This window comes from Pseudomonas sp. GL_090, from assembly GCF_057837765.1.
In genome coordinates this window covers 5,855,835-5,874,949 of the sequence record NZ_CM174452.1, presented here as the reverse complement: position 1 = coordinate 5,874,949, position 19,115 = coordinate 5,855,835, and the positions used below count along the sequence as shown (strand labels likewise).

Genomic DNA, 19,115 nt, shown 5'->3' with positions numbered 1-19,115 from the left:
AGGAGAAATCCCCATGTTGCATATCTTCTGTCCTCACTGCGGCGAACTGCGCTCCGAAGAGGAATTCCATGCATCCGGCCAGGCGCACATCCCGCGTCCACTGGATCCGAACACCTGCACCGACGAGGAGTGGGGCGACTACATGTTCTTCCGCGATAACCCGCGCGGTCTGCACCACGAGCTGTGGGATCACGTCGCCGGCTGCCGTCAGTACTTCAACGTCACCCGCGACACCGTGACCTACGAGATTCTCGAAACCTACAAGATCGGCACCAAGCCACAATTCACCGACAAGACCGATAGCCCGAAAGCGGCCAGCACGGCTCTGGGAGAGAAGGTATGAGCCAGATCAATCGCCTGTCCAACGGCGGACGGATCGACCGCAACAAAGTCTTGACCTTCACCTTCAACGGCCAGAACTACAAAGGCTTCGAAGGCGATTCCCTGGCCGCTGCACTGCTGGCCAACGGTGTCGACATCATTGGTCGCAGCTTCAAGTATTCTCGTCCGCGCGGCATCTTCGCCGCAGGCAGCGAAGAGCCGAACGCGGTGCTGCAGATCGGCGCCACCGAAGCCACGCAGATCCCGAACGTGCGCGCCACGCAACAGGCGCTGTATCAAGGCCTGGTCGCCACCAGCACCAACGGCTGGCCGAGCGTGAACAACGACATGATGGGAATTCTCGGCAAGGTCGGCGGCAAGCTGATGCCGCCGGGCTTCTACTACAAAACCTTCATGTACCCGCAATCGTTCTGGATGACTTACGAGAAGTACATCCGCAAGGCCGCCGGCCTTGGCCGCTCGCCGACCGAGAACGATCCGGACACCTACGACTACATGAACCAGCACTGCGACGTGCTGATCGTCGGTGCCGGCCCTGCCGGTCTGGCCGCAGCACTGGCCGCTGCGCGCAGCGGTGCCCGTGTGATCCTGGCGGACGAACAGGAAGAGTTCGGCGGCAGCCTGCTCGACTCCCGCGAAAGCCTCGACGGCAAGCCTGCGATGGAGTGGGTGGCCAGCGTCATCGACGAGCTGAAGAACACCCCGGACGTGCTGCTGTTGCCGCGCGCTACCGTCAACGGCTACCACGACCATAACTTCCTGACCATTCACGAGCGTCTGACCGATCACCTCGGCGACCGCGCACCGATTGGCCAGGTGCGTCAGCGCATCCACCGGGTCCGCGCCAATCGCGTGGTACTGGCGACCGGCGCTCACGAGCGTCCACTGGTCTATGGCAACAACGACGTACCGGGCAACATGCTCGCCGGCGCCATCTCGACCTACGTGCGTCGTTACGGCGTGGCACCGGGCAAGAAGCTGGTGCTGTCGACCAACAACGACCACGCCTACCGCGTTGCCCTGGATTGGCTCGATGCCAGCCTGCAAGTGGTGGCGATCGCCGACGCCCGCAGCAATCCCCGTGGTGCGCTGGTGGAAGAAGCCCGCGCCAAAGGCATCCGCATTCTCACCGGTAGCGCCGTGATCGAAGCCCGTGGCAGCAAGCGCGTGACCGCTGCCCGTGTGGCCGCGATCGATGTCAAGGCCCACACCGTGACCAGCCCGGGTGAATGGCTCGACTGCGACGTGGTCGCCAGCTCCGGAGGCTACAGCCCGGTGGTTCACCTGGCTTCGCACTTGGGCGGCAAGCCGATCTGGCGTGAAGATATCCTCGGTTTCGTACCGGGCGAAGCACCGCAGAAACGCGTGTGCGTCGGTGGTATCAACGGCGTCTACGGCCTTGGCGATTCCCTGGCCGACGGTTTTGAAGGTGGCGTTCGCGCTGCTGCCGAAGCCGGCTTCCAATCGGTCGAAGGCGTACTGCCGAAAGCCCTGAGCCGTCTCGAAGAACCGACCCTGGCGCTGTTCCAGGTGCCTCATGAAAAGAACACCGCACGGGCGCCGAAGCAATTCGTCGACCTGCAAAACGACGTCACCGCCGCCGCCATCGAACTGGCGACCCGCGAGGGCTTCGAGTCGGTCGAGCACGTCAAGCGCTACACGGCGCTGGGCTTCGGTACCGATCAGGGCAAGCTCGGCAACGTCAACGGCCTGGCCATCGCTGCCCGCTCGTTGAACGTGACCATCCCGCAGATGGGCACCACCATGTTCCGTCCGAACTACACGCCGGTGACTTTCGGCGCCGTGGCTGGTCGTCACTGTGGGCACATCTTCGAGCCGGTGCGCTACACCGCACTGCATCAATGGCACCTGAAAAACGGCGCCGAGTTCGAAGACGTCGGCCAGTGGAAGCGTCCTTGGTACTTCCCGAAATCCGGTGAAGACCTGCATGCCGCCGTTAAGCGCGAATGCAAAGCGGTGCGCGACAGCGTCGGCCTGCTGGATGCTTCGACCCTGGGCAAGATCGACATCCAGGGCCCGGATGCGCGTGAGTTCCTCAACCGCGTCTACACCAACGCCTGGACCAAGCTCGATGTGGGCAAGGCCCGTTATGGCCTGATGTGCAAAGAAGACGGCATGGTCTTCGACGACGGCGTGACGGCTTGCCTGGCCGACAACCATTTCGTCATGACCACCACCACCGGCGGCGCGGCTCGCGTACTGCAGTGGCTGGAGCTGTACCACCAGACCGAATGGCCGGACATGAAGGTGTTCTTCACCTCCGTCACCGACCACTGGGCGACCATGACCCTGTCCGGGCCGAACAGCCGCAAGCTGCTCGCTGAAGTCACCGACATCGACCTGAGCAGCGAAGCGTTCCCGTTCATGACCTGGAAAGAAGGTCTGGTCGGTGGTGTCCCGGCGCGGGTATTCCGGATTTCGTTTACCGGTGAGCTGTCGTACGAAGTCAACGTGCAAGCCGACTACGCCATGGGCGTGCTGGAAAAAATCGTCGATGCCGGCAAGAAGTACAACCTGACCCCGTACGGCACCGAAACCATGCACGTACTGCGGGCCGAGAAGGGCTTCATCATCGTCGGTCAGGACACTGACAGCTCGATGACCCCGGACGACCTGAACATGGGCTGGTGTGTCGGTCGCACCAAACCGTTCTCGTGGATCGGCTGGCGTGGCATGAACCGTGAAGACTGCGTGCGTGATCAGCGCAAGCAACTGGTTGGCCTGAAGCCGATCGATCCGAACAAATGGCTGCCGGAAGGCGCGCAACTGGTGTTCAACACCAAGCAGGCGATCCCGATGACCATGGTCGGTCACGTGACCTCCAGTTACCTGCACAACTCCCTGGGCTATTCGTTTGCCATGGGCGTGGTCAAGGGCGGTCTGAACCGCATGGGCGAGCGCGTGTTCGCACCGCTGGCCGACGGCAGCGTGATCGAGGCGGAAATCGTTTCTTCGGTGTTCTTCGATCCGAAAGGCGAACGCCAGAACGTTTGATGGTTCGGATCCTGTGGGGTGCAGCTGCACCGTGGTGAATTCATCGCGAGCAGGCTCACTCCTACAGGTGACCGCGTAACCCTTGTAGGAGTGAGCCTGCTCGCGATGGCGGCAGTGCAGCCACCACAGGAACCAACAGAATTCAGAACAGGTGCTTTATGACCGCAGCCAATGTTTACCAACAACGCCCAACCACCGGGGCCAAGGCCGAGTCGTCGCTGCATCACGCCGACCTCGCCAGCCTGGTGGGCAAGGGTCGCAAGAACGCCGGTGTGACCGTGCGTGAGAAAAAACTCCTCGGCCACCTGACCATCCGTGGCGATGGCCACGATGCCGCATTCGCCGCGGGCGTGCACAAGGCCCTGGGCATCGAATTGCCGGGTGCGCTGAGCGTCATCGTCAAAGGTGAAACCAGCCTGCAATGGATGGGGCCGGATGAATGGCTGCTGATCGTGCCGACCGGTGAAGAACTGGCCGCCGAGCAAAAACTGCGCGAAGCACTGGGCGATCTGCACATTGCAATCGTCAACGTCAGCGGTGGCCAGCAACTCCTCGAACTGAGCGGCCCGAACGTGCGCCAGGTGCTGATGAAATCCACCAGCTACGACGTGCATCCGAACAACTTCCCGGTAGGTAAAGCCGTCGGCACGGTGTTCGCCAAGTCGCAACTGATGATCCGTCACACCGCCGAAGACACCTGGGAACTGCTGATTCGTCGCAGCTTCTCGGAGTACTGGTGGTTGTGGTTGCAGGATGCTTCTGCCGAGTTCGGGCTGAGCGTTCAGGCTTGATCACCACCTGACCCTGTAGGAGCGAGCTTGCTCGCGATGGACTTGAGAGCGACGCGTTAAGTCAGGAAGTACGCGTCATCGTTGACGACCATCGCGAGCAGGCTCACTCCTACAGTAGGCATCCACCGATTTCTCAGGAGTCACCGTACTATGAGCCGCGCCCCAGACACATGGATTCTGACCGCCGACTGCCCCAGCGTACTCGGCACGGTGGATGCGGTGACCCGCTTTCTGTTCGAGCAGGGCTGCTACGTCACCGAGCACCATTCCTTCGATGACCGGCTCTCGGGCCGTTTCTTCATTCGTGTGGAGTTCCGCCAGCCTGACGGTTTCGACGAGCAGTCCTTCCGCGCGGGCCTGGCCGAGCGCGGTGAAGCCTTCGGCATGATCTTCGAACTGACCGCGCCGAACTATCGGCCGAAAGTGGTGATCATGGTCTCCAAGGCCGATCACTGCCTCAACGACTTGCTCTATCGCCAGCGCATCGGCCAGTTGTCGATGGACGTCGCCGCCGTGGTCTCCAACCACCCGGACCTCAAGCCACTGGCTGACTGGCACCAGATTCCGTACTACCACTTCCCGCTGGACCCGAACGACAAGCCGTCGCAAGAGCGTCAGGTGTGGCAGGTGATTGAAGAGTCCGGTGCGGAACTGGTGATCCTTGCGCGCTACATGCAAGTGCTGTCGCCGGAACTGTGTCGCAAGCTCGATGGCAAGGCGATCAATATCCACCACTCCCTGCTGCCCGGTTTCAAGGGCGCCAAGCCCTATCACCAGGCCTACAACAAGGGCGTGAAACTGGTGGGCGCCACCGCGCATTACATCAACAACGACCTGGATGAAGGCCCGATCATTGCCCAGGGCGTCGAGGCGGTGGATCACAGCCATTACCCGGAAGACCTGATTGCCAAGGGGCGGGATATCGAAGGGCTGACCCTGGCCCGAGCCGTCGGGTATCACATTGAGAGACGCGTGTTTTTAAACGCGAACAGAACAGTCGTTCTTTAGATTGCCATCGCGAGCAGGCTCACTCCTACATTGGAATGCATACCCCTGTAGGAGCGAGCCTGCTCGCGATAGCGGCATAACAGACAACACAAGACACACAGGCAATAACCCAAGCACTTAACGCGCTGCCTGCCTGGGCAACGCGGTTCCATAAAAACAACAGCGAGGTGAAAGCATGTCTGGTAATCGTGGTGTGGTGTATCTCGGCGCTGGCAAGGTCGAAGTACAGAGTATTGACTATCCGAAAATGCAGGACCCGCGCGGCAGGAAGATTAACCACGCCGTCATCCTGCGTGTGGTTTCCACCAACATCTGTGGTTCCGACCAGCACATGGTGCGCGGTCGTACCACGGCGCAAACCGGCCTGGTGCTGGGTCATGAGATCACCGGTGAAGTGATCGAGAAGGGCAGCGACGTCGAGAACCTGCAAATCGGCGACCTGGTGTCCGTACCGTTCAACGTGGCTTGCGGGCGCTGCCGTTCCTGCAAAGAAATGCACACCGGCGTCTGCCTGAGCGTCAACCCGGCGCGTCCGGGCGGTGCTTATGGTTACGTCGACATGGGCGACTGGACCGGCGGCCAGGCCGAATACGCCATGGTGCCGTATGCCGACTTCAACCTGCTGAAACTGCCGGATCGCGACCGGGCGATGGAAAAAATCCGCGACCTGACCTGCCTCTCCGACATTCTGCCGACCGGCTATCACGGTGCCGTGACCGCTGGCGTCGGCCCGGGCAGCACCGTGTACATCGCCGGTGCCGGTCCGGTCGGCCTGGCGGCGGCCGCATCCGCTCGCCTGCTGGGTGCGGCGGTGGTGATCGTCGGTGACGTCAACACCGTCCGCCTGGCCCACGCCAAGGCCCAGGGTTTCGAAATCGCCGACCTGTCACTGGACACGCCGCTGCACGAACAGATCGCCGCACTGCTGGGCGAACCGGAAGTGGATTGCGCCATCGACGCCGTTGGCTTCGAAGCCCGTGGCCACGGCCATGACGGCGTGAAACACGAAGCCCCGGCCACCGTACTCAACTCGCTGATGGGCGTGGTGCGTGTGGCAGGCAAGATCGGTATCCCCGGCCTCTACGTGACCGAAGACCCGGGTGCCGTCGACGCTGCGGCGAAAATGGGCAGCCTGAGCATCCGCTTCGGCCTGGGCTGGGCCAAATCCCACAGCTTCCACACCGGCCAGACCCCGGTGATGAAGTACAACCGCGCGCTCATGCAAGCGATCATGTGGGACCGTATCAACATCGCCGAAGTGGTAGGCGTTCAGGTGATCAGCCTGGACCAGGCTCCACAGGGGTATGGCGAGTTTGACGCGGGCGTGCCGAAGAAGTTTGTGATCGATCCGCACAAGATGTTCAGCGCGGCGTAAGTCTTTGCGTAATACAAAACGGCGACCTTCGGGTCGCCGTTTTTGTTTGGATATCTTTTTCAAACGGTTGCCCGGTCATGCCATTCATCGCACGGCATCCAGGGATTCACGTTTCTTATGCGTGACCTGTGTAAAAACGGATGCGCGGCAAGGAACATGATTGAAGATGCCCGGTCAAACCGGGAGTTTTACCGCCGGTTTTCGGATGGTTTCGTGGCACAAGAGGATGTCTGGATGAAGATTTCACGCGGTATTGCACTGGCTTCGCTGTTGGCGCTGTCCGCCAGCCCGGCCTTTGCACAGTTCAACCTGAGCGATGCGGCCAATGCGATTTCGGGCATGAAGGGCAGTGACGCGGCCGCGACTGCCGCACCGACGCCGCAGACAGCCGACCTGCTGAGCACCCTCAGTGAACTGGACATCACCCCGCAGCAAGCCATCGGCGGTGCCGGGGCGATGCTGGGGCTGGCGAAGAACCAGTTGAGCTCAACCGACTACTCGGAACTGGCCAAAAGCGTGCCGGGCATCGACATGCTCTCGGGCGGCGGTGAGTTGGGTGCGCTGGCCAGTCTGCTTGGCTCCAGCGGCAAAGCGGCAGGGCTGGATAACGCCCTGGGCAACGTTAAGGACACCAACGACCTCAACAACGCTTTCAGCGCCCTGGGCATGGACAGCGGGATGATTGGCCAGTTTGCCCCGGTGCTCCTGCAATACTTCGGTCAGCAGGGCGTCGGCGGTACGCTGCTGAGCAGTCTGGGCAGCATCTGGGGCGCTGGCGCCGGTAGCTGATTCAGCGGCACCCGGCGCGCAAGGCGTCGATGCGCCGGTCCTTCTCGATCCAGAGCTGGTTGACCCAGTTCTGGACCTTCTCGCGAAATACAGGATCGTTTTCGTAATCGCCCTGCCACAGCGCCGGGTCGAGTTCGCGGGTCTGGATATCGATGATGACCTTCGGCACATTGCCGCTGATCAAGTCCCAGAACCCCGGAATCTGCTGCTGCGGGTAAACCACCGTCACATCGAGAATCGCGTCCAGCTGTTCACCCATCGCCGCCAGCACAAAGGCCACGCCGCCGGCTTTGGGCTTGAGCAGGTGATTGAACGGTGACTGTTGCCGGGCACTTTTAGCCGCCGTGAAGCGGGTGCCCTCCAGATAATTGACCACCGTCACCGGTTGGCGCTTGAACAGCTCGCAGGCCTGTCTGGTGATTTCCAGATCCTTGCCCGCCAGTTCCGGGTGTTTGGCCAGGAAGGCTTTGCCGTAGCGCTTCATGAACGGGTAATCCAGCGCCCACCAGGCCAGACCCAGGAAGGGCACCCAGATCAGCTCTTTCTTGAGGAAGAACTTGAAGAACGGCGTACGCCGATTCAGCGTCTGGATCAGTGCCGGGATGTCGACCCAGGATTGATGGTTGCTGATCACCAGATACGAGGTATCGCGACGCAGATCGTCACCGCCGCGGATGTCCCATTGGGTGGGGATACACAGGCGGAAGATCAGCTTGTCGATCTCGGACCAGGTCTCGGCGATCCACATCACCGACCATGAGGCGTAATCGCGAAAACGGCCGGGCAGGACCAGCTTGAGCAGGGCAAACACCATTAACGGCCCGATCAGAACCAGGGTGTTGAGCACAAGCAGCAGGGTCACGAAACAGCCGGTGAGCAGGCGGCGCATAAGTCACTCGTGGAAGCGGTTGGGCGCGCCATGATAAGCAGCTTCGGGCAGCAGGCCAAATCGGCGGTGACGAATGTTTCACTTTTGGGTCGGTAACCTTGTGGGAACGATCAAGCGAACGACGGTCTAAAATCCGACTGCTCACTCTCATGGAAACCCATTACGTGAAATCCCTCCTTGCAGTGCTCTCCCTCATCGCCCTGCCGGTAATGGCCGCCGAACCGACTCTGTACGGGCGTTATGAATACATCGCCCTGCCGGAAATCGGCGGGCAGGTCCTCAAGGCGAAAATGGATACCGGCGCCCTGACCGCCTCGCTGTCGGCCAAGGACATCGAAACCTTTACCCGCAATGGCGAAGAATGGGTGCGATTCCGCCTCGCCACCAAAGATGCCGGCAACAAGGTCTACGAGCACAAGATCGCGCGCATCAGCAAGATCAAGACCCGTTCCGAAGAGGAAGAGGATGACAGCGAAGTGATCGCACCCACCAAGCGTCCGGTGGTCGATCTGGAACTGTGCCTGGGCAACGTCAAGCGCACGGTCGAGGTGAATTTGACGGACCGCAGCAGCTTTAACTATCCGTTGCTGATCGGCGCCAAGGCATTGCGCGAGTTCGGGGCGGCGGTGAACCCGGCGCGGCGTTTTACGGCGGACAAGCCCGATTGCTGATTGACGGGGTGTGAGGCTTGGGGCACCGTTCGCCCATATCCCTGCCGGGCTCGGACGCCATGCCTCATATCCTGATTGTCGAAGACGAAGCGGCCATTGCCGACACCCTGGTTTTCGCCCTGCAAGGCGAGGGCTTCACCACCACATGGTTGAGCCTCGGCGCGGCGGCGCTGGAACATCAGCGCCAGACCCCGGCGGATCTGATCATTCTCGATATCGGCCTGCCGGACATCAGCGGCTTCGAAACCTGCAAGCAACTGCGGCGCTTCAGCGAAGTGCCGGTGATGTTTCTCAGTGCCCGGGATGGCGAGATCGATCGCGTTGTGGGCCTGGAAATCGGTGCCGACGATTACGTGGTCAAGCCGTTCAGCCCTCGGGAGGTGGCGGCGCGAGTCCGGGCGATTCTCAAGCGCATGGCGCCCCGCACGGTGAACGAACCGTCGACGGCACTGTTTCGCATCGATAGAGAACGTGTGCAAATCAGTTATCGCGGTCAACTGCTGACCCTGACCCGCCATGAATTCCGCCTGCTGCAATGCCTGCTGGAGCAGCCCGAGCGCGTCTTCAGTCGAGAACAGTTGCTCGATGCCCTGGGCGTGGCCGCCGACGCCGGTTACGAGCGCAGCATCGACAGCCACATCAAGAGCGTGCGCGCCAAGCTGCGATTGGTGAAGGCTGACGCCGAGCCGATCCAGACCCATCGCGGTCTTGGCTACAGCTACAGCCCGGGACAAAGCTGATGCCGCTGGGAATCCGGATTTTCCTGGTCTACGCATTGTTCATCGGCCTGACTGGCTACTTTGTGCTCAACACGGTCATGCAAGAGATCCGGCCCGGCGTTCGTCAGTCCACCGAAGAAACCCTGGTCGATACCGCCAACCTGATGGCCGAGATCCTGCACGACGACTTCAAGGCCGGCAGCCTCAACCAGAACCGCTGGCCGGAACTGCTCAAGGCCTATGGTGAACGGCAGCCCGGAGCGAAAATCTGGGGCTTGCCAAAGAATCAGGTCAACCATCGCATTTACGTCACCGACGCCAAGGGCATTGTCATGCTGGACTCCAGCGGGGCGGCGGTGGGGCAGGATTACTCGCGCTGGAATGACGTCTACCTGACCCTGCGCGGCGAATACGGCGCTCGCTCCACGCGCAATGATGCGAACGATCCGGGGTCTTCGGTGATGCATGTCGGCGCGCCGATTCGCGACAACGGCCAGATCATCGGCGTGGTCACCGTGGCCAAGCCCAATAGCTCGTTGCAGCCTTATGTGGATCGCACCGAGCGCCGGTTGCTGGCTTATGGCGCCGGGCTGATCGGGCTCGGTCTGCTGTTCGGCGCGTTGTTGTCCTGGTGGCTGAGCCGCGCCCTGCGAAGATTGACGGCGTACGCCCAAGGCGTCAGTGAAGGCCGGCGGGTTGAAGTGCCGCATTATCACGGCGGTGAGCTGGAGCAATTGGCTACAGCGGTGGAGCAGATGCGCACGCAGCTTGAAGGCAAGGCCTACGTCGAGCGCTACGTACACACCTTGACCCATGAGCTGAAGAGTCCGCTGGCGGCGATTCGTGGTGCGGCGGAGTTGCTGCAAGGCGAGATGCCGTTGGCCCAACGGCAGCGGTTTGTCGGCAACATCGACAGCGAAAGTGCGCGCATGCAGCAGTTGATCGAGCGCTTGCTGAATCTGGCTCAGGTCGAGCAGCGCCAGGGGCTGGAGGAGCGGGTGGCGGTGCCATTGGCGGCGTTGGTGAATGGCCTGCTGAACGCGCAAGCGGCGCGGATCGAAGGCAAACAGTTGCGCGTAGAGCAAACGATTCCATCGGACCTGGCGCTGATCGGCGAGCCGTTTTTGCTGCGTCAGGCACTGGGCAATCTGCTGGACAATGCGCTGGATTTCACCCCTGTTGAGGGGGGGCTGCGATTCACCGCCGAACGGGCAGGCGAGCAGGTCGAGTTCAAGCTTTTCAATCAGGCAGAGCCGATTCCCGACTATGCGTTGCCACGGTTGAGCGAGCGTTTCTATTCGTTGCCGAGACCGGACAGCGGGCGCAAAAGCACCGGGCTTGGGCTCAATTTTGTCGAGGAAGTGGTCAAGCTGCATGGCGGTACGATGAGCATCGGGAATGTCGATGGCGGTGTGGAAGTGACATTGCACTTACCTTAGGACCGGCCCAGTCTCCACAAAGTCTCCACACTCCCTCCATTCATTCCTCACACAGCCCACCCAGACTTTCCCCATCAAAAACAGGGAGAGTCCCATGAACCGTAGCCTGGCCCTAAAATTCGGGGCGATTGCCCTGTTGATTCTGTTATTGCTGGTTCCACTGCTGATGATCAACGGCGTGATCCAGGACCGCCAGCAATTGCGCGACGGCGTGCTCGAAGACATTGCCCGCAGTTCCAGTTACAGCCAGCAATTGAGCGGGCCGCTGATGGTGGTGCCATATCGTAAAGTCGTGCGCACCTGGAAGATCCACGAAAAAACCAACAAGCGTTATCAGGAGATCGGTGAGGAGCGCGGTCGGTTGTATTTTCTGCCGGAGCGCTTCGAAGTCGACGCAGACGTTCAGACCGAACTGCGTTCCCGAGGTATCTACCAGGCGCGGCTGTTCCATGCCGACAACCGCATCAGCGGCCACTTTTCCCTGCCGGTTCAACTGGGCATCAAGGAAGAGTTCGCCGATTACCGATTCGACCAGCCGTTCCTCGCCGTTGGTATCAGCGACATTCGGGGTATCGAAAACGCTTTGAAGCTTGAACTCAATGGCCAGAAACTGGATTTCATTCCGGGCAGCCAGGTGGGCTGGCTGGGTGAAGGCGTCCACGTGACCCTGCCAGCGTTGGAGACAAAACAGGTCACGGAGTTGGCCTTCGGTTTTGACCTGAAACTGCAAGGCACCGGTCAGTTACAGATCCTGCCGGTGGGCAAGACCAGCAACGTTTCGCTGAATGCCAACTGGCCTCATCCAAGCTTCATCGGCAACTACCTGCCTGCCCAGCGCGAGATCACTGATCTAGGTTTTACCGCCCATTGGCAGACCTCGTTTTTCTCCACCAACCTGCAAGAAACCTTGAACAGCTGCGTGTCCCGCGGCAGTTGTGAGGCGTTGTCCGGTCGCAGCTTCGGGGTGAGCTTCATCGACCCGGTGGACCAGTACCTGAAAAGCGATCGGGCGATCAAATACGCGTTGCTGTTCATTGTCCTGACCTTCGCCGGGTTCTTCCTGTTCGAAGTGCTGAAATGCCTCGCGGTGCACCCGGTGCAATACGCGTTGGTGGGGGTGGCACTGGCGTTCTTCTACCTGTTGTTGCTGTCGTTGTCCGAGCACATCGGCTTTGCCCTGGCGTACCTGTTGTCAGCCAGCGGTTGTGTGTTGTTGATCGGGTTCTACGTTTGCCACGTGTTGCGCAGCGTGCGACACGGGCTGAGCTTTTCCGCGGGATTGGCGGCGTTGTATGGGCTGCTCTACGGGTTGTTGAGTGCAGAGGATTACGCGTTGTTGATGGGCTCGTTGCTGCTGTTCGGCTTGCTGGGCGTGTTCATGGTGCTGACCCGCAAGCTGGACTGGTACGGGGTTGGGCAAAAAACGCCGAAACCTTTGGACTTCGATATTGGAGCGGTGCAATGAGCCGGTCGGTGGGGTTGCGGGAGGACCAGCGAGAGGGGAGGGTGTTGGCGACGCTGATTGCCGGGTTGTTTGAGCTGGATTCGTTGTGCTGCCATCGCGAGCAGGCTCGCTCCCACATGGGACCGCAGTCAAAGGTGGGAGCGAGCCTGCTCGCGAAGGGGGTGGAGCAGTCAGCGAAGATCTAAACCTTCGGCATCGTCGCAATCATCGAAGGCCGCTGGCTCACCTCGAAATACCACGCCGCCAACTGCGGATTCGCCGTGCGCCAATCCAGATCCGGATGGCGCAGGTCCAGGTAACCCAGTGCACAGGCCACGCTGATCGCGGCCACGTCGAAGTGGCAGGTCAGCTCGGCAATCGCGTCCTTTTCCAGCAATGCCAGGGCGCGACGGATCTTGTTGCGCTGGCCGTCGAGCCATTCGTCCCAGTGCTTTTCCGGGGCGCGCAGGGCGGTTTCGTAGCGTACCAGCACGGCCGCGTCCATGATCCCGTCGGCCAGCGACGCGAGGGTCAGGCGCCGCCAGCGGGCCGAGCCTTCGCGGGGGATCAGCGGGTTGCCGACGTGCTGGTGGTCGAGGTAGTCGAGGATGACCCGGCTGTCGTGGATGATGTTGCCGTCGGCCAGGCGCAGGGCCGGGATTTTGCTCAGCGGGTTATCTTCGATCAGGGTCAGGTCCGGGTTGACCGGGGTGAGCACGCTGGTCTGCAACGCCACACGATTCTGCTGGCCGGTTTCGTGCAGCAGCACCATGACTTTGCGAACGAAGGGAGAGAGCGGGTTGTGGTACAGGGTCATGCTCGGGGCGGACATGGCAGCGTCTCGGTCGGTGGCAGTGACGGGCAGCATAGCGTGTTGGAGCGATAGCTCAAGATGGCAAACACCCTTGTAGGAGTGAGCCTGCTCGCGATGGCGATGTGTGAGGCAATTCAATGTCGACTGATACGGCCCCATCGCGAGCAGGCTCGCTCCTACAGGGGGCAGCAGCGTTGGAATAGACCGCGAAGGGCCAGGGCTGCGGGGATGCCCAAGCCCAGCCAGCTAAGTGAATCCCACACACCATCACCGAGCAACGCGGCAAACAACCCGGCCGCGCTGAGCACTGCGATGACGGTCGGAATGGCAAATACCTTCCAGAAGTTCGACTGCCGGGGCTTCATGCCACGTTCTCCGCTTTTTCCGGCACCGGCCTGACCGCCTTGCGCCGCACCACCCACAGGTAGACCCCGCTGCCGAGCACGATGATGGTCAGCACATCCAGGGTCGCCCAGAGTATCTGCATCGGCATGCCACCGTAGTCACCGAAGTGCAGCGGTTGCGACATGCCCATGGCGTCCATGTACCACGGTCGTTCGGCCACGGCGGTGACTTGCAGGGTGCTGGCATCGATCAGTACCGGCGTCAGCAGGTGTGAGGTCAGGTGCGTGCGGCCTTTCATGAACACCGCGTAATGGTGTTCGCTGGAAAACCGCGTGCCAGGAAAGGCGATGAAGTCCGGCTGCATGCCCGGTGCGACTTCCTTGGCGATGTCGAGCAAACGGGTCGCGGGCGCGAGTTGCGTCAGCGGTGGCGCATCGCGGTACGGCGCGACCATCGCGCTCAGGCTGTCGTTGCGCCAGGCGGCAATGATCAGGTCGGCGCAGGCGCTGATCACGCCCGTCACGCCGACCACCAGAGCCCAGGTCAGCGTCACGACGCCGATCAGGTTATGCAGGTCGAGCCAGCGCAGGCGGGTGGATTTTTCCTGGCGCACGGTGGCGAATTTCAAGCGGCGCATGAACGGCAGGTACAGCACCGTGCCGGAGACAATCGCCACCACGAACAGAATGCCCATGAACGCCAGCAGCAACTTGCCCGGCAGCCCGGCAAACATGTCCACGTGCAGGCGCAGCATGGTCATCATGAAACCGCCGTTGGCCGATGGCGTTTCCAGTGCTTCGCCGGTACGGGCGTCCAGCATGAAAGTGTGGGACGCGTTCGGCTCGGTGCCCGCGGTCGCGGCCATGATGGTCAGCACCGCGTTGGGTTCATCGTCCTCGAAGCCGAAATACTGCATGACTTCACCGGGGCGATGCTTCTCGGCCGCTTCCACCAACTGCTGCAAATTCAGGTGCGGGGTGTCCGCCGGCATTTCCTTCACGTCAGGCGCATCGCCCAGCAAGTGGTCGATCTCGTGGTGAAAGATCAGCGGCAGGCCGGTCAGTGCCAGCAGCAACAGGAACACCGTACAAATCAGGCTGGCCCAGGTATGAACAGCGGACCAGCGGCGAATTGTTTTACTTTTCATTTCATAGCCTTCAGAAAAACCAAAGCCGTCCACGAAGGACGGCCTGGTCATTGGGCGTGTCAGCTCAACGCGTTACCACTTGTAGGTTGCACTTGCGACGACACTGCGCTGGTCGCCGTAGTAGCAGTAGTAGCTGTCGCAAGTCGAGATGTAGTCCTTGTCGAACAGGTTGGTCGCGTTAACGGCCAGCGAAGCGCCTTTGAGGCTGTTGTCCAGGCGACCGAGGTCGTAGTGAACCACCGCGTCGAACACCGTGTAGGCATCGGCCTTGCCCAGCCAGGTGTTGGCCTGGTCGCCATAGGTATTGCCGGTATAGCGCGCGCCGGCACCAATGCCGAAGCCGTCCAGCACGCCGTTGTGCCAGGTGTAGTCGCCCCATACCGACGCTTGCTGGTTAGGCATCAGTTGCAGGCGATTGCCCTTGTAGATGCCCTCTTGCACTTCGGATTTTGCCAGGGTGTAGGCAGCGGTGACCTTGAGGTTTTCGGTCACGTCGGAAACGGCTTCCAGCTCCAGGCCTTTGACTTTCACTTCGCCGGTCTGGCTGGTGACTGTCACGTTGCCCACGTTGTTGGTGACGGAAACGTTTTTCTGGGTCAGGTCATACACAGCTGCCGTCAGCAGGGTGTTGCTGCCCGGTGGCTGGTACTTGATTCCCAGTTCCCATTGCTTGCCTTCGGTCGGCTTGAACGACTCGGTCGGCGAGGCGACGGCATTGCTGGTCGGCTGGAACGATTCGGCGTAGGACAGGTAGGGCACGAAGCCCGAGTCGAACACGTAGCTGATCGCCGCGTTGCCGCTGAAGTTCTTGTCGCGTTCGGTGTTGGTGGCATCGCCCTTGTTGAAGAACGTGGTACCGGTGTGGACCCAGTCTTCACGACCGCCGAGGGTCAGGCGCCATTGGCCGAGGGCCATCTGGTCCTGGATGTACAGGCCGGTCTGCTGAGTCTTCTGTTCGTAGTCATAGAAGGCAGTGGAGCGTGGCGGACGGGTGATCGGCAAGCCATAGACCGGGTCGTTGACGTTGATGTCAGGTGCGGTGCCGAAGATCGAGAGGTAGTTGGTGGTGTTGCGCTGGTGATCCAGGCCGATCAGCAAGGTGTGACTGACGTCGCCGGTGACGAAGTCGCCCTGGAAATTGTTGTCCACGGCGAATTGGGCGATGTCTTCGTCGACATTGGTAGTGCCACGGCCGGTGTTGCCTTGATCGTCGACAATAGACCCGTAAGAGGGGCCGTAGCTGTTGACGGTCACGGCCTGGAACGACAGCTCCGACTTGGTGTAGCGCAGGTTCTGCCGGAACTGCCAGACATCGTTCAGGCGGTGTTCGAAGGCATAACCCAGCGCGTAGTAGGTGCGGTCGTAGAAGTCGTAGTTCGGGTCACCCAGGTTCTTGTGGTGGGAGATATCGCCGAACGGCATGTCGATCTTGGTGCCCTGGATCGGATAGAACTGGCTGGTGATACCGGTATCGTCACGGGTGAACTGCGTGAGCAGGGTGAGTTTGGTGTCTTCGTCGATGTTCCAGGTCAGGCTCGGCGCAATGTTGTAGCGCTTGTCATCGATGTGGTCGATGGGTGTGCCGCCGTCGCGCAGTACGCCGCTGAGGCTGTACAGGAACTGGCCTTCGTCATCGATCTTGCCGGTGCTGGCGAAGTTGATCTGGCGATGATTGTCGCTGCCGTATTGCAACTGGATCTCGCTGCTGGCTTCAGCGCTCGGGCGACGGCTGACCATGTCCAGCAGGCCGCCCGGCGGGGTCTGGCCGTACACCGAGGAGGCCGGGCCGCGCAGCAGCGCCAGGCGGTCGAGGTTCCAGGTTTCCTGTTTCGGGTTGGAGTACACACCTTTTGGCAGTGGCAGGCCGTCGAGGAATTGAGTCGGCTCGAAACCCCGCACGCGCAACCAGTCGGCGCGAGTGTCGCTGCCGAAGCTGCTGGAGGTGATGCCCGGCAAGTAGCGCACGGCATCGTCGAGGGTGTGGGCGTTGCGGTCGTCCATCTGCTCACGAGTGACGACCGAAATCGAACGCGGCGCCTCGACCAGCGCGGTGTCGGTCTTGGTGCCGGCGGCGGTGCGCTTGGCCAGGTAGCCCTGTACCGGACCCCATGCGCTTTCAGAATCTTGCACGCCGATCACGCTGGTTGCCGGCAAATCCATCACACCCTCGGGCACGGCCTCCAGGCTGTAGGTGCCCGCACTGCTCTGTACCAGTTGCAGCCCGGTGCCGCGCAGGGCTTCGCGCAGGGCGCCGGCAGCGTCGAACTGGCCTTTGACCGGCGCCGAGGTCTTGCCCGCCGCCAGGGATGGATTCAACGACAGGGCCAAACCGGCCTGGCTGGCGATCTGGTTCAGGATGCTGGCCAGCGGCGCGGCCGGCAGGTTGTAGGCGCGGACGCTGGACGCCTGTTCAGCGGCGACCAGTTGGCTGCTGGCCAACGGGGTGCAAAGGGCAATGGCGACCGCCAGCAAACTGCGGCGCAACAGGGAGTCTAGCGAACGAGGCATACAGCGGCTCCTGAATGGAAACATTTCTCAATTGCCTGTGTGCCGAACGAAAATCAAAAAGTGATAGGGCTGGATGAAAATAATTTCGATTCAGAAGTCGGTTGCGGCTGGTATTGGGTCAAACCGGTTTTTGCGGGGAGTCGAACGCCGTCATCGCGAGCAAGCTCGTTCTCACATTTTGAAATGCATTCCAATGTGGGAGCTTGCTCGCGATGACGGTTAATCAGACACAAAGCATTTCAGGGTTTGGTATCGGCCTTGGCCACGACCTTCACCCACCATTGCGTGTGCTGTTCGATCTGCACCGGCAGGGTCGGCAGCAGGGCATTGAGTGCCAGGTCGGTGTCGCGCAGCGGGAAGCTGCCGGTGATGCGCAGGTCGGCCACTTCCGGCGCGACGCCGACGTAACCGTTTCGATAGCGGCCGATTTCATGCACCAGATCTTCCAGCCGCGTGTTGTCCACCACCAGCATGCCGCGGGTCCAGGCATCCGCGCCAAGGTTGACCGCCAGAACCGGACCCAGGCCGTTGTTGCGGATCAGCACCTGCTGGCCTTCACGCAGAATCAGTTCGTCAGGGTTGGACTCAGGGTGAACCGCCACTGCCGACTGCAAAACGCTCAAGCGCGTTCCATCTTCCTCGCGCTTGACCAGAAACCGCGTACCCAGCGCACGCATGCTGCCTTCGCGGGTTTCGACGATGAACGGCCGGGGATCGCCATGACCGGTTTCAACCAGGATTTCGCCTTCCTGAAGCACGATGCGCCGCTGCTTTTCATCGAAACGCAGATCCAGCGCGCTGTGGGTATTGAGATTGATCAGCGTGCCGTCAGCCAGACGCAGGGTGCGCTGCTCGCCAACGGCGGTGCGCTGGTCGGCCAGCCAATAGTCGATCGGCAGGTAACGATCCCCGGCGAACAGGGCCAGGCCGATCACGGCAACGATACTGGCGACACCGTTGCCAAGCTTGCGCACTCGCCGACGAATGCCTATGCGCGACTGCAGCAAGGCCGTGCGGGCCGGGCCGCTGGCCACGCTGAAACGCTGGTCGAGCATCCCCAGCTGGCGCCAGGCGCGGGCGTGCTCTTCGTGGGCCGCGTGCCACTTGGCGAACTCTTCGCGCTCTACCGGGTTGGCGGAGTCCATGGACAACTGCCAGGCAATTGCCGCGTCCAGCACGCTGGCCGATACCGGTTTGGAGTTGAGCGGGTTCATGTCGGCTCACCATACAGCGCGATGTAGCACTGGCGAATGCCTTGGGCCAGGTACTGGCGCACCCGGGGCACCGACACACCGAGGCGCTCGGCGATTTCTGCGTGGCCGAGGCCGTCGAGGCGGTTGTAGAGGAACGCTGCCCGGGCCTTGCTGGAAAGCTTGCCGAGTAGGCGGTCGATGTTTTTCAGGTCTTCGAGGATCATTTGCTGTTCTTCCACCGACGGTTGTTCGGCTTCGGGAATCAGCATCAGCTCGGTGAGGTAGGCCTGTTCCAGGGCGGCGCGACGGAAGTAATCGAACAGCAGGCCCTTGGCGATCGCCACCAGGAACGCCCGGGGCTCGCGCGGGACCTTCAGTTCCTCGCGGCCCAGCAAGCGCACGAAAGTGTCCTGGCTCAGGTCTTCGGCCCGCTGTGGGCAGGCGACGTTGCGCCGAAGCCAGGCCAATAGCCAGCCGCGATGGTCGCGATATAACGCACCGACGAGCTCACTTTGAGGGCTTGGAACTGACGACACGCCGCATCACCGATTGGGAAGTATTAACTAACGAGAATTGTTCGCGATTGTGGCAGAGGCGAGGGAGGTAAGCAATTGGCGTTGGTCGGG

17 protein-coding genes are annotated in these 19,115 nt (G+C 61.3%); 10 read left to right on the top strand and 7 right to left on the bottom strand.

The window, feature by feature from the left end; all coding sequences use genetic code 11:
• Nucleotides 1–13 precede the first annotated feature (13 nt).
• From AC3ITA_RS26605 to AC3ITA_RS26580, 6 genes are all read left to right on the top strand, one after another.
• Nucleotides 14–343 carry a sarcosine oxidase subunit delta gene (locus AC3ITA_RS26605; protein ID WP_046039383.1) on the top strand — a complete coding sequence of 110 codons (330 nt, stop codon included), beginning with the start codon at nt 14–16 and terminating at the stop codon, nt 341–343.
• The gene (locus AC3ITA_RS26600) at nt 340–3,357 is read left to right on the top strand and encodes a sarcosine oxidase subunit alpha (protein ID WP_150672034.1); all 3,018 of its coding nucleotides are present in this window, start codon (nt 340–342) and stop codon (nt 3,355–3,357) included. The genes AC3ITA_RS26605 and AC3ITA_RS26600 overlap by 4 nt, the downstream gene beginning before the upstream one ends.
• Nucleotides 3,358–3,515: 158 nt before the next feature.
• Entirely contained in the window at nt 3,516–4,148 is a 633-nt protein-coding gene (locus AC3ITA_RS26595) for a sarcosine oxidase subunit gamma (protein ID WP_095944903.1), read from the top strand.
• 150 nt (nt 4,149–4,298) lie between these two features.
• Entirely contained in the window at nt 4,299–5,156 is an 858-nt protein-coding gene (gene purU, locus AC3ITA_RS26590) for a formyltetrahydrofolate deformylase (RefSeq protein ID WP_007981374.1), read from the top strand.
• Between the two features lie 175 nt (nt 5,157–5,331).
• Nucleotides 5,332–6,531, top strand: coding sequence for a formaldehyde dehydrogenase, glutathione-independent (gene fdhA / locus AC3ITA_RS26585; RefSeq protein ID WP_056726583.1), 1,200 nt, complete (start codon nt 5,332–5,334; stop codon nt 6,529–6,531).
• A 234-nt stretch (nt 6,532–6,765) separates the two neighbouring features.
• Nucleotides 6,766–7,320: a DUF2780 domain-containing protein gene (locus AC3ITA_RS26580; RefSeq protein ID WP_414929548.1), complete on the top strand. Its 555-nt coding sequence runs from the start codon at nt 6,766–6,768 to the stop codon at nt 7,318–7,320.
• Nucleotide 7,321: 1 nt separating this feature from the next.
• Here the strand turns inward: AC3ITA_RS26580 and yihG are convergent, their stop codons facing one another.
• A complete protein-coding gene (gene yihG, locus AC3ITA_RS26575) occupies nt 7,322–8,209 on the bottom strand; it encodes a 1-acylglycerol-3-phosphate O-acyltransferase, YihG family (protein WP_414929549.1) in 888 nt (295 codons plus the stop codon).
• Nucleotides 8,210–8,373: 164 nt separating this feature from the next.
• On the opposite strand from yihG, the gene rloA2 reads away from it, so the two are divergent.
• From rloA2 to creD, 4 genes are all read left to right on the top strand, one after another.
• Nucleotides 8,374–8,880, top strand: a complete 507-nt coding sequence (rloA2, locus tag AC3ITA_RS26570; RefSeq protein ID WP_150672033.1) for a retropepsin-like aspartic peptidase RloA2 — start codon at nt 8,374–8,376, stop codon at nt 8,878–8,880.
• Between the two features lie 59 nt (nt 8,881–8,939).
• Entirely contained in the window at nt 8,940–9,620 is a 681-nt protein-coding gene (gene creB / locus AC3ITA_RS26565) for a two-component system response regulator CreB (RefSeq protein WP_095944906.1), read from the top strand.
• Nucleotides 9,620–11,038: a two-component system sensor histidine kinase CreC gene (creC, locus tag AC3ITA_RS26560; RefSeq protein ID WP_095944907.1), complete on the top strand. Its 1,419-nt coding sequence runs from the start codon at nt 9,620–9,622 to the stop codon at nt 11,036–11,038. Before creB ends, creC begins: the two co-directional genes overlap by 1 nt.
• Nucleotides 11,039–11,132: 94 nt before the next feature.
• Nucleotides 11,133–12,503, top strand: coding sequence for a cell envelope integrity protein CreD (creD, locus tag AC3ITA_RS26555; RefSeq protein WP_095944908.1), 1,371 nt, complete (start codon nt 11,133–11,135; stop codon nt 12,501–12,503).
• Nucleotides 12,504–12,684: 181 nt separating this feature from the next.
• On the opposite strand, the gene AC3ITA_RS26550 is transcribed toward creD, so the two are convergent.
• From AC3ITA_RS26550 to AC3ITA_RS26525, 6 genes are all read right to left on the bottom strand, one after another.
• Nucleotides 12,685–13,314, bottom strand: a complete 630-nt coding sequence (locus AC3ITA_RS26550; protein ID WP_172435377.1) for a glutathione S-transferase family protein — start codon at nt 13,312–13,314, stop codon at nt 12,685–12,687.
• A gap of 158 nt (nt 13,315–13,472) precedes the next feature.
• Nucleotides 13,473–13,661 carry a hypothetical protein gene (locus AC3ITA_RS26545; protein WP_095944911.1) on the bottom strand — a complete coding sequence of 63 codons (189 nt, stop codon included), beginning with the start codon at nt 13,659–13,661 and terminating at the stop codon, nt 13,473–13,475.
• Complete coding sequence (locus AC3ITA_RS26540; RefSeq protein WP_095944927.1) at nt 13,658–14,788, bottom strand: PepSY-associated TM helix domain-containing protein; 1,131 nt, start codon at nt 14,786–14,788, stop codon at nt 13,658–13,660. The genes AC3ITA_RS26545 and AC3ITA_RS26540 overlap by 4 nt, the downstream gene beginning before the upstream one ends.
• 72 nt (nt 14,789–14,860) lie before the next feature.
• The gene (locus AC3ITA_RS26535; protein ID WP_095944912.1) at nt 14,861–17,296 is read right to left on the bottom strand and encodes a TonB-dependent siderophore receptor; all 2,436 of its coding nucleotides are present in this window, start codon (nt 17,294–17,296) and stop codon (nt 14,861–14,863) included.
• A 239-nt stretch (nt 17,297–17,535) separates the two neighbouring features.
• The gene (locus tag AC3ITA_RS26530; RefSeq protein ID WP_095944913.1) at nt 17,536–18,510 is read right to left on the bottom strand and encodes a FecR domain-containing protein; all 975 of its coding nucleotides are present in this window, start codon (nt 18,508–18,510) and stop codon (nt 17,536–17,538) included.
• Complete coding sequence (locus tag AC3ITA_RS26525; protein ID WP_008048225.1) at nt 18,507–19,025, bottom strand: RNA polymerase sigma factor; 519 nt, start codon at nt 19,023–19,025, stop codon at nt 18,507–18,509. The genes AC3ITA_RS26530 and AC3ITA_RS26525 overlap by 4 nt, the downstream gene beginning before the upstream one ends.
• Between the last annotated feature and the right edge of the window lie 90 nt (nt 19,026–19,115).